This window comes from Nocardia sp. NPDC060249 (genome assembly GCF_042728755.1).
In the GTDB taxonomy this organism is placed as follows: domain Bacteria; phylum Actinomycetota; class Actinomycetes; order Mycobacteriales; family Mycobacteriaceae; genus Nocardia.
In genome coordinates this window covers 54,097-69,409 of record NZ_JBHXAQ010000019.1, presented here as the reverse complement: position 1 = coordinate 69,409, position 15,313 = coordinate 54,097, and the positions used below count along the sequence as shown (strand labels likewise).

Here is a 15,313-nt window from a genome sequence, read left to right as displayed (position 1 = left end):
GTCAGGCGCCGCCGCGTAGGCGACGAAGGAGCAAGCGGCGGTGCCTGACCGGCGGCCCGTGGTGGCCGCGAACTCGAGCGCGCCAGCGCTCCACAAACACAGGAGCAACTGTGCGTGACATGGTCGAAATCGGTATGGGCAGGGTCGCCCGTCGGACCTACGAACTCGATGACGTCGATATCGTCCCCTCGCGGCGGACGCGTTCGTCGAAGCTGGTCTCGTTGGCCTGGCAGCTCGATGCCTACCGTTTCGAGATCCCGGTGCTCGCGCACCCCACCGACGCGCTGGTCTCGCCCGAGTTCGCGATCGAGCTCGGGCGCAAGGGCGGCCTCGGCGTGATCAACGGCGAGGGCCTGTGGGCCCGCCACGCCGATGTGCAGGCCAAGATCGACCAGCTGCTCGATCTGGTCGACAAGGGGGGTTACGAAAAGGCCATCTCGCTGCTGCAGGAACTGCACGCCGCGCCGATGCAGCCCGACCTGCTGGCCGCCGCGGTCGCGCAGGTCCGGGCCGCCGGGGTGACCACCTCGGTGCGCGTGAGCCCGCAGAACGCCCGCGCGCTGACCCCCGCGCTGCTCCAGGCCGGCATCGACCTGCTGGTCGTGCAGGGCACCATCATCTCCGCCGAGCACGTGGGTGGCGACGAACCGCTCAACCTCAAGACCTTCATCGCCGAGCTGGATGTGCCGGTCGTGGCCGGTGGCGTGAGCGATCACCGCACCGCGCTGCACCTGATGCGCACCGGCGCGGCGGGTGTCATCGTCGGCTACGGCTCGTTCCCCGGCGCTACCACCACCGGTGAGGTCCTCGGCATCGGTGTCCCGATGGCGACCGCGATCGCCGACGCGGCCGCGGCCCGTCGTGACTACCTCGACGAGACCGGCGGCCGGTACGTGCACGTGATCGCCGACGGTGACGTGGCCACCTCGGGTCAGCTGGCCAAGGCCATCGCCTGTGGCGCCGACGCCGTGATGCTCGGTGTGCCGCTGTCGGCGGCGGCGGAGGCGCCCGGTCGCGGGTGGTACTGGCCCTCGGCGACCGCGCACCCCTCGGTGCCGCGCGGTTCGTTCCTGCCGGTCGACGAGGCTTGGCTGGACGGCCCCGACGGCGCGGCGGCCCGCCCGAGCCTCGAGCGCGTGCTCTACGGCCCCTCCGACGACCCGTTCGGCTCGCTGAACCTGGTCGGCGGCCTTCGCCGCTCGATGGCCAAGGCCGGCTACTCCGACCTCAAGGAATTCCAGAAGGTCGGGCTCAGCGTCCGCTGAGCGCTATCGAACGTGGGTCAGTGAGACCCGATCCCGCAGGAACCGGGAGATCGCGGTATTGACCGGTTCCGGGTGGGTCATCGTGACGGCGAGACGGGCGCCATCGATCTCCACGAAGGTGGAGGCGGTGAGCCCGTCCGCCAGCGTGCGGGCCCGGTCGCCCGCGATGCCGCTCCGGGTCGCGTGGATGATCAGCGCCGGGCAGGTGATCTCCCGGAGCCGGTCGAGCACCGAATCGCGCCCGAGCAGACAGCCGACGGCGGCGTCGAGCCCACTGTGGGCGTCGCCGACCCAGCGGCGGGTCCAGATGTCGCGGTACCAGGTGTCGTCGCCGATGAGCCAGTCGGCCAGTCGGCCCGCGGCTTCCTCGCGGGAGCTGCGGTCGTGCCACTCGTCGAGGAATCGCTGCGTGGCGGTCGATTGGTCCAGGGTCGGCCCGTGCGCCTCGGTGCTGATCAAGATCAGCCCGGCGACCCGCTCGGGCGCGACCAACGCGGTCCGCAATGCGGTGAAGCCCCCTTGCGCCGTCCCGCCGACGATCGCGCGTTCGGCGCCGATCGAGTCGAGCACCGTCAGCGCGTCGCGGGCCGCCGTCCAGTAGGTGAAGGGCAACCGCTGGTCTCTGGTGCGGCCGTGACCGCGCGCGTCCCAGGCGACGATCCGGAATTCGGGTGCGAGCGCGGCCTGTTGCGAGGCGAACATCGTGCGATCCATGAAGAATTCGTGGGCGAGCAACACCACCGGACCGGTGCCACCGCTGTCCTCGTAGTAGATGTCGGCATCGATCGCGCGGGCGAATGGCACGAGCACGAGGATAGCCAGAGCCACCGCGCCACGCCCAAGAATGGGGGCGCGTCGTGCACAGTCACTACGGCGAGTCCGGCCTCCGGCGATGCCCGTTGCTTGCTCGTCGCAGCCCGTCACTAAACTGTGGCGGTGGCAGATACTCAGAGACCGGTCCTCGTCGTCGACTTCGGCGCGCAGTACGCCCAGCTGATCGCCCGACGGGTGCGTGAGTCACGGGTGTTCTCCGAGGTGATTCCCCACACGATGACCGTGGAAGAGATCGCGGGCAAGCAGCCGTTGGCCGTGATCCTGTCCGGTGGTCCGTCGAGCGTATATGCCGAGGGCGCACCGCAACTCGACGCGCGGCTGTTCGATCTGGGCGTGCCCGTGTTCGGCATCTGCTACGGGTTCCAGGCCATGGCACAGGCGCTCGGCGGCACCGTGTCGGAGACCGGCACCCGCGAATACGGCCGCACCGAGCTGAACATCGACGGCGGTGTGCTGCACGGCGGCCTGCCGACCATCCAGCCGGTGTGGATGTCGCACGGTGACGCGGTGACCGACGCCCCCGAGGGCTTCGAGGTCACCGGTACCACCGCGGGCGCCCCCGTGGCCGCGTTCGAGGATCGCGCGCGTCGTCTGGCCGGCGTGCAGTACCACCCCGAGGTGCTGCACTCCCCGCACGGCCAGCAGGTGCTCAGCCGCTTCCTGCACGAGCTCGCGGGCATCCCCGCGCAGTGGACCCCGGCCAACATCGCCGAGTCGCTGATCGAGAGCGTGCGTGAGCAGATCGGCGACGGGCACGCCATCTGCGGCCTGTCCGGTGGTGTCGACTCCGCCGTGGCGGCCGCGCTGGTGCAGCGCGCGATCGGCGACCGGCTCACCTGTGTGTTCGTCGACCACGGCCTGCTGCGGGCCGGTGAGCGCGAGCAGGTCCAGCAGGACTTCGTCGCCGCGACCGGTGCCAAGCTGGTGACCGTCGACGCGGTGGACAAGTTCCTCGGCGAACTGAAGGGCGTCTCCGATCCCGAGGAGAAGCGCAAGATCATCGGTCGCGAATTCATCCGCTCCTTCGAGGATGCCGTCGCAGGCATCGTCACCGAGGAGAGCGCGGCCGCGGGGAGTGCCCCGAAGGTCGAATTCCTCGTCCAGGGCACCCTGTACCCGGATGTCGTCGAGTCCGGCGGCGGCACCGGCACCGCGAACATCAAGAGCCACCACAATGTCGGTGGCCTGCCCGACGACCTCGAGTTCGATCTGGTCGAGCCGCTGCGCCTGCTGTTCAAGGACGAGGTTCGCGCGGTCGGCCGGGAACTCGGCCTGCCCGAGGAAATCGTTGCGCGCCAGCCCTTCCCCGGCCCCGGCCTCGCGATCCGGATCGTCGGCGAGGTGACCGCCGACCGGCTCGACCTGCTCCGTCAGGCCGACGCCATCGCCCGCGAGGAGCTCACCGCGGCCGACCTGGACAAGCAGATCTGGCAGTGCCCGGTCGTGCTGCTCGCCGACGTGCGTTCGGTCGGTGTGCAGGGCGACGGCCGCACCTACGGTCACCCGATCGTGCTGCGTCCGGTGTCGAGCGAGGACGCGATGACCGCGGACTGGACCCGGCTGCCCTACGACGTGCTGGAGCGGATCTCGACGCGCATCACCAACGAGGTGTCCGAGGTGAACCGCGTGGTCCTCGACGTGACGAGCAAGCCGCCGGGCACCATCGAGTGGGAGTGAACTAGGCGGGCCGCGGCGGCGCCGCCTGGGTGAGCAGGAGCCTGCCCAGGAGGAAGCCGCCGGTGTGCGGTCGGTGGGTGGCCGGTGGCAGGACCTTCGCCAGTGGGGTGTGCGGTCGCTTCTCGGATTCGTCCATTGCCCTTGTCTTTCACCTGGTCCCGAAACAGCGATGGCCCGTCATGATGACGGGCCATCGCTGTTTCCTCGGTTGTCCTTCGGTCAGTGGTGTTTACGGCTGGGAGCCAGCGTGAGCAGCAGGCCGATGACGATGGCCGCGATCACCACGCCCCAGCCGATGGGCAGGATCCCGCCGTCGTCGGGGGTGGGTGCGCCCAGCAGGGCCCAGACGCTCACGGCCAGTGCGATCAGGCCGGTGGTCAGCAGGGTGAACGCGGGCCGGCGCGCGGGCTCGGTGCCGGTGGGATCAGCCACGGGTCACCACCGCGTCACCCAGGTGCATCTTGACGTGCAGGTCGAGAACCGGCGCGCCGGGGGTGTTCGGCCCGCTCAGTCCGTCTTTGCAGGTCGAGTTGGAGTCGGTCACTCGGATGTCACACGTCATGTTCACCGTCATCCCTTCGGGCAGTTGCACTTTCGCGTCACCGATGTTCACCGCGACTTCGACGCTGCGTGACTCGGTGAGGTTCAGACCGCGCAGATCCAGCGTGCCCGAACCGATGTCGAGGGCGTAGCGGGGCTGCAATTCGGTGACCGAGGTCGGCGCCCAGACACGGTCGCCGACGGTGGTTTCGTCGAAGTCGATCGGCCCGATCAGGGAGGCCAGCACCACGAAACCGGCCAGCGGGGCGGTGAGTACCAGCAGCCCGTACCCGCGCCGCAGGAACGCGCCGGCCACGAGGCCGAGGCCGACCACAGCCAGGGCGAAGGCCGCGATGCGCGCGGGAGTCATCCATTCGACGCCCGACGCGGCTGCCGCACCCGCCAGCGCCGCGGCCAGGATCGCCAGGCCGATGGTGACCGGAGTCAGCCGGGAGCGTGGGCGTTTCGGCGGCGCCGGTGGTGCGACAGGTGCGTAGCGGGGTGCCGCTTCCGGGAGTTCCCAGGCGAGTGGGGCGACGGCGAGCGGGTCCCAGCCGTTGGGCACCTGCGCGTTGATCCGCAGGGGTTCCGGTGTGGGAGAGATGGTTCCGGGGGAGTCCTTGCGCAGAACCGCGGTGGCACCTGCGTCGTTCGGCTGCGGTTCCGCGACGGGCTGCCCGCTCGTGTCGGCGTCGGCCGGCTCGATGACCTCGGTTTTCGGGCTGTCCGCCCGCTTGCCGAGATCGACGGGTGGAGCCGGATCCGCCGCCTGCTCGCTCGTGTCCGACACGGCGTCCGAGGCTCCGCGGTTGTCCGGATCTTCGTGTCCGGGTTCGACGGCCTCCGCCGGTGTCACCGCGATCCCCGTGGTCTCGACGGCATCCACAGCAGCGCTGCCCGCTTCGCCGGTGTCCTTGTGCAGCACGACCGTGTCGGTCGCGTCGACACGCAAGAGCGGGGTGGATTCGGCTGTGGGCATGCGGGTTTCCTCGCGGGCCCGCGCCGGATCGGGAACGTAGGCGTCGGGGAGTTTGGTGTAGGGCGTGTACATCCCCGTCGGTGGTACCTCCGGGTTGTACGGATAGCCGCGCACCGGGACCCCGGTCGGGTAGCCCGCACCCGGGTAGCCGGTCGTGCCGAGCGGCGCGCGATAGGCGTCGAACCCCGCGGGCAGCTCGGGACGACGCAGATACAGCATCCACCAGCCCGCGAGCATCAGCCCCAGGCTGACCACCCCGGACCCGCCCATCCCCAGCCCGATCGGCCCCATGGTCGACACGGCGATGGCCAGCGCCACGATCAACACGATCGTCTTGGTCTGCGAATGCGACCCCCGATCGTGGGCCGACAAGGCCTGCGCCGCCGACATCTCGTTGCCCGCCGACCCCAGCACCAACCAGGCCAGCAGGTACAGCACGATCCCGGCCCCGCCGAAGATCGTCGACACCACGAAGGCCACCCGCACGAGCACCGGATCCACCCCGTACCGCAACCCGAACCCCGCCGCCACCCCGGCGATCGGCCCCTGCCGAGGCAGCCGGACGGGCCGCGTCTGCCACATCTGGTGAACCTGGTCGGCGAAGCTCGTTCTGCTCATGCCATCCATGGTGTGCCGACCCACCCCTTCCGCACATCGGGGGTAACCCTGATAATTTCCCGGGTTCAGGGGCAGGGGGAGCGGTAGGCGACGTTCGCGACGTGACCTCGCCAGACAGCTTCGGTGAGCTGGCTGGTGGACGCGCAGATCCGGGCGGCGACGGTTTCGGCGTCGAGATCCCACACGCCGAGCTGGCCGTTGTCGGTAACGATCACGAGTTGTTCGCCGCGGGGGTGCATCGCTATTTGTCGACGGCGACCGTCGGTGGGACCGAGCGGTCCGGCTCGTTTGCGCGGTGTGCGTGGGTCGTCGAGGTTCCACAGGTCGGCCACCCCGTTGCCCGAGACGGCCAGCTCGGTGCCGTCCGCTGAGACGGACACCCCGCTGATCGGTGCTGACTCAGCCCGAGCCACGTCGATGAGCGGGGTGAATGCGTCGGGTTGGTCGATGGTGCGCAGGCCGAACCGGTCGGGCTCGGTGACGGCGACGGTTCGGTTGTCGGGCAGGAAATGGGATGGTTGGACGATGGTGTTTCGGCTGATCTCGGACTCGGCGGTCAATCGCGGGTGTTGCGGATCGTCCAGATTCCACATCTGGCGAAGGTAGTGGGGGAGCCAGCGGTTCCGCTCGTCGAGCAACACCAGCTCGACCCGACTGCCGTCGGAACTGAGGGCCGTGTTGTAGACCGTGCCGATCGTCGCGCTGATCGGCACGCCCACGGGCACCGGGGTGGTTCGGTCGGCGATATCCCACATCTGGACCGAATTCGGGAAGCTCAGGAGCATCCGGTTGCCTCTGACCGTCGATTGTTGGGCGTCCCCGGTCGGCCAGCTGGGCAGCGCGCGTGGCCGACGTGGATCGTCGAGGTCGAAGACTTTTCGCTGTTTGCCGGGACGGTCGTGAACAGAGAGTGTGCGGCCGTCCGGACTCAGCGCGATATTCGACAGCCCGGGCGAACCGGGAACAGCGGACAGGCGGATCGGGCGACGGATATCGGTGGTGTCCCAGATCGTCACGGCACTGGTCCCGGACAGCATGGCCATCCGATCGCCGGTTCGATCGAACACTGGCATCGACGGTGTCCCAGGCACCACGTCGATCGTGGAACGCGGCAGTGACCAAATGCGCAGCAGTCCGTCGTCACCCGCTCCGATCAGCGCCGGTTCGCCGGGAAGAAAGAGCATTGTCGTGGGTCCGCCCACGCAGGGGGCGACTCGCAATTGTGGGCAGCCGGTCGGGGTCACCGACAGCTCCGGGCCTGCTTGGACGGGCTGTGCGGGGTCGGTGACGTTCCACAGTTGCCCGGCGCGACCGGTACTGGTGGCGAGCAGGTTTCCGTCTTCGTGGAAAACGATCGAGGCCAAGACGCCGTTGTCGAGTCGCATCGACGTCCGATGGGAGGGCGGGTGATGGGGGTCGGTGATCTCCCAGATCTCGACTTGGCTCGATGGAGCGTTGACGGTGCCCTTTGCGCCGTAGTAACCCACGGCCAAACGGGTACCGTCGGGACTGAGTGCGAAGCCGCGCAGTTGGTCGTCGCCTGCCGTGGAGATCGGTGGTCCTACCGGGCGAGCGGCGGCTGGATCGCGTACGTCCCACAGTTGCACGGTGTCGGGAACACCGATGCCGATCGTGATGGTACCGACGGCGAGAACCCCGCCTTCGGAACCGAATCCGATGATGTGGAGCTCGCCGGGCAGGGAGCGCGTGGCGATTCGCGACGGTCGCGTCCGATCGCGGATATCCCAGAGGGTCAGGGTCGCCCCCTCGAGTTCGGCAAGCCGTGTTCCGCTCGGATCGACGGCGATCGTGGTCGCTCGGAGGGTGTCCAGAGTGTGGATCAGTCGTGGTGATTCCGGGGCGGCGAGATCCCACAGCTGGGTACCGGATGGGCCGATGGTGACCGCGTCGGTGCTGCCCGGAACGAACTCGAACTCGGTGACGCGCGTTCCGAGCCCGGTGGAGAGACGGTGGGGCGCGAGGTGATCGCGCAGATCCCAGAAAGCTGTGTCGCCTACGTAGTCGATCGAGACGAGCAGGCGGTCCGACGATCGGAGCGCCAGCGTATCGACTCCCCGCTCGTGGGCGGGCTCGGTGATGGCGAGCGGCGAGTCCTGACTGTTGAGCAACTGGGTGCGCGTGGATTCATCGGAACGAATTCGGTACGCGGCGAGCATGAAGTGGGCCGATATCGCGGGGTCGATGGTCCGGGTCCGTTGCGCCGCGGTCACCAATTCGGCGTAGTCGCGGTCCAGCGCTCGCTGATCGGCGAGCCTCGTGCGGTCGACGGCGATCACGCCGGTGGCAAGCAGCGCGAGCACCACCGCGATCGCTCCGATCCGCCAGCGCCCACCGATCCGGACGGCACGCCGTGAGGCATTGAGGAAGGCACGCACCCGCGGACCGACCGAGACGCCGCCGGTGTGTTCGCTCGCGCTGTCGAGCCGAGTACCGCGATACAGCAGCGCCGAATCATGGTTCGCCGACTCCCATTCGGCCGCATCGTGTTCGAGCCGTTGGCGAACCAGGTGCCCGACCCGGTCGGTATCGATCCAGCCGCGTAGCCGGGGCCACGCGGTCAGCACGATCTCGTGGGAGAACTGCACCGAGCCCGCGTCCAGGGCGATCAGTCGGCTGGTCGCGAGTACTTCGAGCGCTTCCGCTGAACTGTCGGGATCGCCGTTGCGGCCGAGCAATTCGGCACGGCCGACCGTGCGCCTGGTGTCGCGGCCGTCCTGTCCGACCGTGACGAGCGAGCCGAGTAACTCCTGAGCGGCGCTCTGCTGCCCTGGAGTGAGCTCGCTCCAGGCGAGTTCGGCGGTCTCGGCGACCGAGCCCGCGACACCGCCCGCCTTGCGGTAGCCGACGACGGTGAGTTTGCGACCCTCGCGCTGCTGCCAGGTCGCGGCCATCACGTGAGACAGCAGTGGCAGCGCCCCTGGGTCGTAGCCGTCGGCGCTGAGATGCCCGCCGATCCCGCGGAGTTCGGTGAGTACCAGCTCTTCCAAGCCGGATTCGAGGGCGAGTCCTGCGGCGCCCGCCGGTCCGGTGATCGCGCGGGTCACCTCGTCCATGGACATCGCGCCGAGGAGATAGCTGTTGTGCTGCAAGCTGTTCCGGAGTACCGGATAGTGCAGACACTGTTCGTAGAAGTCGGCGCGCAGCGCGAGGACTACCGTCAGAGAATCGGGTAGGTCGGCGAGCGTGGACAGGAAGGCCGAACGGTCGGCTTCGTCCTGGCACAGGGTGAACAGTTCCTCGAACTGGTCGACGATCAGGACCCGTAGATCGTCGGTCAGCGTCGCCGCGAGTCCGGCGGTCGGTGTCGCTCCCGGTGTCATAGTCGCGGCGGGTAGGTCGATCGTGGGACGCAGACCCGCCGCCAGCAGCGAGGACTTGCCCGCCCCCGACGCGCCGACCAGGACGACGATGCCGGTGGTGGCGCGCACCAGCTCGACGAATTCGGCGGTGGCCTGCTCACGTCCGAAGAACAAGCTGTGCTCCTCGGGTAGATAGGCGCGCAGGCCGGGATAGGGGCAGGTGTCGCCGTCGGTGGCGGCCGCTGTCCAGGTGACCGACTCCTGCCACAGGCGTCGCCATTCGTGGGGGTCGGCCAGGCCGCGCGGCAGGTCGCGTTGAGACTTCTCGGTCAGCTCGACGAGCGTGAGGACCACCGGCAGCAGCGATTCGAAGCGAGCGGGCACATTGCGCCCGGCCTTCCAGTCGCTGATCCGCTGCGGCGACGGCGTGCCGGCCTGGGTGCCGCGCATGCGACGCTCGGTGGCCGCGGCGACCCGGCGCAAGGTCGGATTGCCCGCCACGGCATAGAGTTCGGCGAACCGCTGGGCGAACATCGCCCGCGGCGAAGAACTCTGCGCGTCATTGTCGGTCAATGAACCCCCCCGTTCGATGAAAACGACCGAGGGTCATGGTATTCGGATAGACCGGGACCCGGCGACTCGCCGGGTCCCGGGTCGGATCACAGGAACATGGTGTCGCCGAAGATCGAGTTCGTCGCCTTCACCTGTCCGGTGTCGGCGGTGACCGTCGCCCATGAGTAGATGTTGAGCGGTCCACCGCAGTTGCCCACCATCAGATGGAAGTCGCGGTTCACCAGGTAGGTGGTGCCCGAACCGAGCGACATGGATCCCACCTCGATCTTCTTGATCTCGCCCGGCGCGAGCGACAGGCGCAGATCCAGGCCCGCCGAGATCGACGGACCGATATTGGCGGACACATCGGGTCCGGACGAGCCGAACCCGATGGTGGCCCCCGCGCTCACCGAGATGCCGCCGTCGAGTCCGACCGACAGGTCCAGGTCCACCGCGCAGGCGACGAGATAGCCGGAGGTGACCTCACCGGTCGCGCCGAGCGGTGCGGTGACGTAGGCGGTGTTGTCGAGAAACACCTCGCGGTTGGTCGGCATCGCGTTGAGCGGGGGGACCAGCCGGTAGGACTCCTCGGTATGGCCGAGGGTGAGTTCGAACCCGGCGGGTCCGTGATAGGTCGTCTCGTGCGGTGCCATCGGCGTAGCCGAGGCGATCGGTGCCATCCCGAGGGTGCTCAGTCCGATAGCGGCGGCACCCAGCACGGTGGTGATGATGTTCACGTGTTCCTCCCCTGAAGCGGCGGCCGCAGTTCCGGCCTGCCATCAACGTAGGAAGAGCCTGTGCGGCCGGGCTTTCGGCGCGACCGCGCATCGGCTTAAAAGACCTGCTGAGGACCCTGGGGCCGGGTTTCCGGTCCGGCGGTCCGGCGCCGCCGCCGCGGTCCGGCGCCGGGTCTGGCATATGCCCAGGTAGAACGTGATTTCTGTCCGGACCGGACAGATCGCCGCGCAGGTCAGCGTCGGATCGCCGACATCGGGGACGAGATCAGGGACTTTCCTGATGTCGGCACCCCGTCGCGCGTGCCAGTATCGAGAGCATGGATCCGTCTGTTCCCGCCCGCACTGCCGCCCAGGGGTTCGCGACCCCGTCCGGGCCCGGCGCCGCCGCCGGGAACAACGTCACCCGCCCAGGGCCTGCCGACGGGCCGGGGGCCGCGGCGAATCCGCGGTCCGGGTGGCATCGGCCGCGTGGTTTCGTCGAGCGCGCGTTCGGGGGTGAGCCGGTGGTCTATGGGCCGCCGCAGCACTACGCCCCGCCGCCGCAGTACCGGACCGCGCCGGGTTACGCCCAGTATCCGCAGGGTTATGGCGTGCCGCGCGGCTATCGGCCGATGCTGCCCGTTCCCGGTCCCGAGCCGGTGGGTGCGCCGATACCCGAGACCCCGCGCCTGGTCCGTCGCAGTGGTGGGCGGGTGGTGGGTGGAGTCGCGGGTGGTCTGGCCGACCATCTCGGTGTCGACGTGATCAAGGTGCGGCTGGCGTTCGTCTTGCTGTCCGCGCTGGTCGGTGCGGGACTGGTGGCCTACGGGTTGCTGTGGATCTTCACTCCCGGCGGCGCGGACGCGGCGAAACCGACCGGTGACGAGCGCAGGCAGGCGATCGGGCTCGCCCTGCTCGGGCTCGGCCTCGCGGTGACGGTGGGGTGGCTGTTCCAGGGGACCGCGGCGAAGGTGATCGCGCCGATCGTGGTGGTGGCGGTCGGTGCCGCGCTGGTGTGGCGCGAATACGATGTCGCCGCGCCGGGGCCACGGGCCCTGTTCGGGCTGCCCGCGCGACCCTCGGTGGTCACCTGGTCGCGCATCGTGGCCGGGGCGACGCTGATCGTGGTCGGGCTCGGGGTGGTGGTGCTGGCCAGGATCGATCTCAGTTCGCTCGGGTCGGCGCTGATCGCGGTGGCGGTCACGCTGGTCGGCGCGGGTCTGCTGACGGTGCCGCTGTGGCTGCGCATGGTTCGCGCGCTCAATGCCGAGCGCGGCGCCCGCATCCGCAACGAGGAACGCGAGGAGATCGCCTCGCACCTGCACGATTCGGTATTGCAGACGCTCGCGCTGATCCAGCGCCAGGCCGAGGATCCGCAAGAGGTGCTCCGCCTGGCCCGCAGTCAGGAGCGCGAACTGCGCAAGTGGCTCTTCGACGACACCGCGCCCGCCCAGTCGAGCCTGGCCACCGCGCTGCGCACCATCGCGGGCGAGGTGGAGGACCAGCACGGTGTGAAGGTCACCCCGGTCACCGTCGGCGATGTGGCGATGGACCCCGGCGACACCGGCGCCGGTCTGCCCAAGGAACACTTCACCGCGCTGCTCGGCGCCACCCGTGAGGCGCTGGTCAACGCCGCCAAGCACGCGGAGGTCCCCGAGATCGACCTGTTCGCCGAAACCGAACCCCACCAGGTGAGCATCTTCGTGCGCGACCGTGGCGCCGGTTTCGATGTGTCGGCGGTGCCCGCCGATCGGCGCGGGGTGGCCAAGTCGATCTGTGCCAGAATCGAGCGCCGCGGCGGTACCGCCGTGATCGATTCGACCCTCGGGCGTGGCACCGAGGTACGGATTGTCATGCCGCGCACCGACTCCGGGACCTCCGAACCGGACGAGGTCGCGAGCGACGACGACGCGCAGGCCACCGCGGGCCCGGATGACCACGCGGCGACGCGGGACCATCCAGCCGATCACTGAGCTCGAGCGCACCGGCCCGGGCCGATCTCGACGCCCGGACGCCGCGGTGTGGTACCGATGACAGCAGGTCGATCGAGCTGTTCGAATGAGGAGTCTGGTAGTGAGTGTGCGGGTGTTCCTGGTCGACGATCACGCGGTTTTCCGGTCGGGGGTGCGGGCCGAGCTGAGCCGGGAGACCGATATGGAGGTCGTCGGTGAGGCCGGGGCGGTGGCCGAGGCGATCGCCGGGATCGAGGCCGCGAAGCCGGACGTGGTGCTGCTCGACGTGCACATGCCCGACGGCGGTGGGGTGGCGGTGCTGAGCGGGATCGCCACAGGGCCGGTGTGTTTGGCGTTGAGCGTGTCCGACGCGGCCGAGGATGTGATCGCGGTGATCCGGGCGGGGGCGCGCGGATACGTCACCAAGACGATCTCCGGTGCCGAGCTGGCCGACGGTATCCGCCGGGTCGCGGGTGGCGACGCGGTGTTCAGTCCGCGGCTGGCCGGATTCGTGCTCGACTCGTTCACCGGGCGCTCGCCGGTGCCCGAGCCGCCCCTCGATCCCGAATTGGATTCACTCACCCCGCGCGAGCTGGAGGTGTTGCGCTTGCTGGCGCGTGGTTACACCTATCGGGAGATCGCCGAGTCCTTGTTCATCTCGGTGAAGACCGTGGAGACGCACGCGTCGAATGTGCTGCGCAAGACACAGCAGTCGAACCGGAACGCGCTGACTCGATGGGCGCATCGGCGCCGCATCGAGTGAAGCTCGGTAGAGCCGCGGCTCTACATCACGGCGATGATGATCGCGATCAGGATGATCAGGCCGATCAGCACGCCCGCGCCGATGGCGAGGGGGGCGCCGTTGGGGAGGTTGTCGACGAAGCTGCCGGTGCGCTGCTGGGGTGCGGCGGCGGTGGCGCCCACCGGCGCGCGGTGCGGGCGCGGGAGGGGGGAGGAATTGGGGCTACGCAGGCCGCTGGCGGAGTTACGGGTGGACCAGGCCGGGATGGTGCCGTCTTCGGTGCGCAGCGGCACACCGAGGATGTAGGCGCCGGTGCCGGGCCCGAAGGCGGCGGTGAGGATTTCGTCGCGGGCCTCGGCCATGGTGGGGCGGCGCTGCGGTGCGGGCTCCAGCATGTGCAGCAGCGGCTGGGTGAGGATGCCGCTGCGGGTGGGCGGGATGATCCGGCCCATCGCGGCCGCGGCGACGACATCGTGCTCGTCGGAGTCGAAACCGAACGGCGGCTGGCCTTCGAGTGCGGTGTAGAGGGTGGCGCCGAGGGAGAACACGTCGCTGGCCTCGGTGGGCCGGGCGCCGCGCGCGACCTCGGGCGGGAGGTAGGCGGGGGTGCCGGTGATCACACCGTCGGGTTCGTCACCCTGGGTGTCGCCCGCGCCGCGCGAGATGCCGAAGTCGCTGAGTTTGGCCAGGCCCACGCTGTTGCCGCGGTCGGCGACGAGGATGTTGCCCGGCTTGATATCGCGGTGCACGATGCCCGCGGCGTGGGCGGCGGCGAGCGCGTCGGCCACCTGCGCGCCGATCTGGGCGACCTCGACCGCGGGCAGCGTGTCGACCAGCGCGAGCGCCTTGGCCACGCTGCGCGAGGGTAAGTACTCCATGACGAGCCAGGGCTCGCCCGCCTCGATCACCACGTCGTGCACGGCGACGGCGTGGATGTGCGACAGCTTGGCGGCCACCCGGCCCTCGTGCACGATGCTGCTGCGGATTCGCTCGGCCTCGGCCGCGCTCAGTCCCGCGGTGGACAGCACCTGCTTGATCGCGACTTCCCGGTTCAGCAACCGATCGGTCGCGAGCCAGACCGCACCCATGCCACCCCCGCCCAGCTTGGACTGCAGGCGGTAGCGACCCGCGACCAGGTAGTCGGGGCCGATATGGGGACGAGCACGTTCGGTCACGGGTGCGAGGGTAGCCGAATATGGCGCTGACTGGCCGGGATCTCCGGGGCGCTGCGCGGTGGACACGGGGAGGGGGTGGGTGTCACGCTGGTCGCTATCGAACGTATATTCGAATACGATCGATAGCTGAAACGGTGCTGCTGTTTCGGCGCGGGGCGGTCCTCCGCTCGCGGGTCCATCGTGGAAGTAGGTGGTGTTGATGGGTTCGGAAGCGTTGCCGCCCGATGTGGGCATGCTCGACGAGCTGCGCAGGCGCATGGCCGCAGTACCGGGGCGTGGCGAGTCCGCGACCGGGCATATACCGCGTGAGCAGCAATTACGCCGCGATCTGTTGCCGGTTCCGCCGCCGCTGGCCGACCTGCTGCCCGACGGCGGACTGCCCAAGGGCGCGGTGGTCGCCTACACCGGCGCGCACTCCCTGCTGACCGGACTGCTCGCCGCGGTCACCGGAAACGGTGGTCACGCGGCGGTGGTCGGCCTGCCCCGGCTCGGTTTGCTGGCCGCCGCGGAGATGGGCGCCCAGCTGTCCCGCCTCGCGGTGATCGCCGACCCCGGCCCTGATCCCGCCGAGGTGGCCGCGGTCCTGCTCGACGGCCTCGATCTGGTGGTCCTGGGCCTGGGCGGCCTCGCCGTCCCACCCGCCCGCTGCCGCGTCCTCGCCGCCCGCGCCCGCAACCGTGGCGCCACCCTGGTGGTCGCGGGCGAATGGGCCAACCCCACCCTGCGTCTGGACTCCCGCGTCACCGGCTACCGCGGCCTCGGCCCCGGTCGCGGCCGCCTGCGCTCGGTCTGCCTCGACGTGCGGGTCAGCGCCAAGGCGGGCCAGACCCGTCACGGCCGCATGGACCTGTGCGCCCGGGTCGGTCGCACCGAATGGCTGACTCGCGAAAACGTCAGCGGCGCAACCGAAGTCACCCCGCTACGCGAGGCAGTCTCATGACCG

At 69.6% G+C, this 15,313-nt stretch carries 12 protein-coding genes; 5 read left to right on the top strand and 7 right to left on the bottom strand.

Features of this window, described 5'->3' with window-relative positions:
- Positions 1 to 110 precede the first annotated feature (110 nt).
- Complete coding sequence (locus tag ACFWFP_RS32985; RefSeq protein WP_379301683.1) at positions 111 to 1,265, top strand: GuaB3 family IMP dehydrogenase-related protein; 1,155 nt, start codon at positions 111 to 113, stop codon at positions 1,263 to 1,265.
- Positions 1,266 to 1,268: 3 nt separating this feature from the next.
- Here the strand turns inward: ACFWFP_RS32985 and ACFWFP_RS32980 are convergent, their stop codons facing one another.
- Positions 1,269 to 2,069, bottom strand: a complete 801-nt coding sequence (locus ACFWFP_RS32980) for an alpha/beta fold hydrolase (RefSeq protein ID WP_379301681.1) — start codon at positions 2,067 to 2,069, stop codon at positions 1,269 to 1,271.
- Positions 2,070 to 2,201: 132 nt separating this feature from the next.
- Between ACFWFP_RS32980 and guaA the strand changes: the two genes are divergently transcribed.
- Positions 2,202 to 3,776, top strand: a complete 1,575-nt coding sequence (gene guaA, locus ACFWFP_RS32975) for a glutamine-hydrolyzing GMP synthase (RefSeq protein ID WP_379301679.1) — start codon at positions 2,202 to 2,204, stop codon at positions 3,774 to 3,776.
- 1 nt (position 3,777) lies between these two features.
- Here the strand turns inward: guaA and ACFWFP_RS32970 are convergent, their stop codons facing one another.
- The 5 genes from ACFWFP_RS32970 to ACFWFP_RS32950 all read right to left on the bottom strand — a co-directional run bounded on the left by ACFWFP_RS32970 (position 3,778) and on the right by ACFWFP_RS32950 (position 10,522).
- The gene (locus ACFWFP_RS32970; RefSeq protein WP_379301677.1) at positions 3,778 to 3,912 is read right to left on the bottom strand and encodes a hypothetical protein; all 135 of its coding nucleotides are present in this window, start codon (positions 3,910 to 3,912) and stop codon (positions 3,778 to 3,780) included.
- A gap of 83 nt (positions 3,913 to 3,995) precedes the next feature.
- Entirely contained in the window at positions 3,996 to 4,208 is a 213-nt protein-coding gene (locus ACFWFP_RS32965; RefSeq protein WP_101464339.1) for a hypothetical protein, read from the bottom strand.
- A complete protein-coding gene (locus ACFWFP_RS32960) occupies positions 4,201 to 5,913 on the bottom strand; it encodes a PspC domain-containing protein (protein ID WP_379301675.1) in 1,713 nt (570 codons plus the stop codon). The genes ACFWFP_RS32965 and ACFWFP_RS32960 overlap by 8 nt, the downstream gene beginning before the upstream one ends.
- 65 nt (positions 5,914 to 5,978) lie before the next feature.
- A complete protein-coding gene (locus ACFWFP_RS32955) occupies positions 5,979 to 9,806 on the bottom strand; it encodes a hypothetical protein (protein WP_379301673.1) in 3,828 nt (1,275 codons plus the stop codon).
- 86 nt (positions 9,807 to 9,892) lie between these two features.
- On the bottom strand, positions 9,893 to 10,522 hold the full coding sequence (locus ACFWFP_RS32950; RefSeq protein WP_379301671.1) for an MspA family porin: 630 nt from the start codon (positions 10,520 to 10,522) through the stop codon (positions 9,893 to 9,895).
- A gap of 611 nt (positions 10,523 to 11,133) precedes the next feature.
- Between ACFWFP_RS32950 and ACFWFP_RS32945 the strand changes: the two genes are divergently transcribed.
- Both ACFWFP_RS32945 and ACFWFP_RS32940 read left to right on the top strand, forming a co-directional pair.
- Positions 11,134 to 12,474, top strand: coding sequence for a PspC domain-containing protein (locus tag ACFWFP_RS32945; RefSeq protein ID WP_379301691.1), 1,341 nt, complete (start codon positions 11,134 to 11,136; stop codon positions 12,472 to 12,474).
- Between the two features lie 106 nt (positions 12,475 to 12,580).
- Positions 12,581 to 13,216 carry a response regulator gene (locus tag ACFWFP_RS32940; RefSeq protein WP_379301689.1) on the top strand — a complete coding sequence of 212 codons (636 nt, stop codon included), beginning with the start codon at positions 12,581 to 12,583 and terminating at the stop codon, positions 13,214 to 13,216.
- A 20-nt stretch (positions 13,217 to 13,236) separates the two neighbouring features.
- Here the strand turns inward: ACFWFP_RS32940 and ACFWFP_RS32935 are convergent, their stop codons facing one another.
- Positions 13,237 to 14,370, bottom strand: a complete 1,134-nt coding sequence (locus ACFWFP_RS32935) for a serine/threonine-protein kinase (protein ID WP_379301669.1) — start codon at positions 14,368 to 14,370, stop codon at positions 13,237 to 13,239.
- A gap of 199 nt (positions 14,371 to 14,569) precedes the next feature.
- Here ACFWFP_RS32935 and ACFWFP_RS32930 point away from each other — a divergent pair, with 199 nt between their 5' ends.
- On the top strand, positions 14,570 to 15,310 hold the full coding sequence (locus tag ACFWFP_RS32930; RefSeq protein ID WP_379301667.1) for a hypothetical protein: 741 nt from the start codon (positions 14,570 to 14,572) through the stop codon (positions 15,308 to 15,310).
- Positions 15,311 to 15,313: the final 3 nt, after the last annotated feature.

Bases quoted from the DNA above. Each gene is read 5' to 3' on its own strand.
- ACFWFP_RS32930 (WP_379301667.1), top strand. From the start codon at position 14,570: ATGGGTTCGGAAGCGTTGCCGCCCGATGTGGGCATGCTCGACGAGCTG.
- ACFWFP_RS32945 (WP_379301691.1), top strand. From the start codon at position 11,134: ATGCTGCCCGTTCCCGGTCCCGAGCCGGTGGGTGCGCCGATACCCGAG.
- ACFWFP_RS32970 (WP_379301677.1), bottom strand. From the start codon at position 3,912: ATGGACGAATCCGAGAAGCGACCGCACACCCCACTGGCGAAGGTCCTG.
- ACFWFP_RS32960 (WP_379301675.1), bottom strand. From the start codon at position 5,913: ATGAGCAGAACGAGCTTCGCCGACCAGGTTCACCAGATGTGGCAGACG.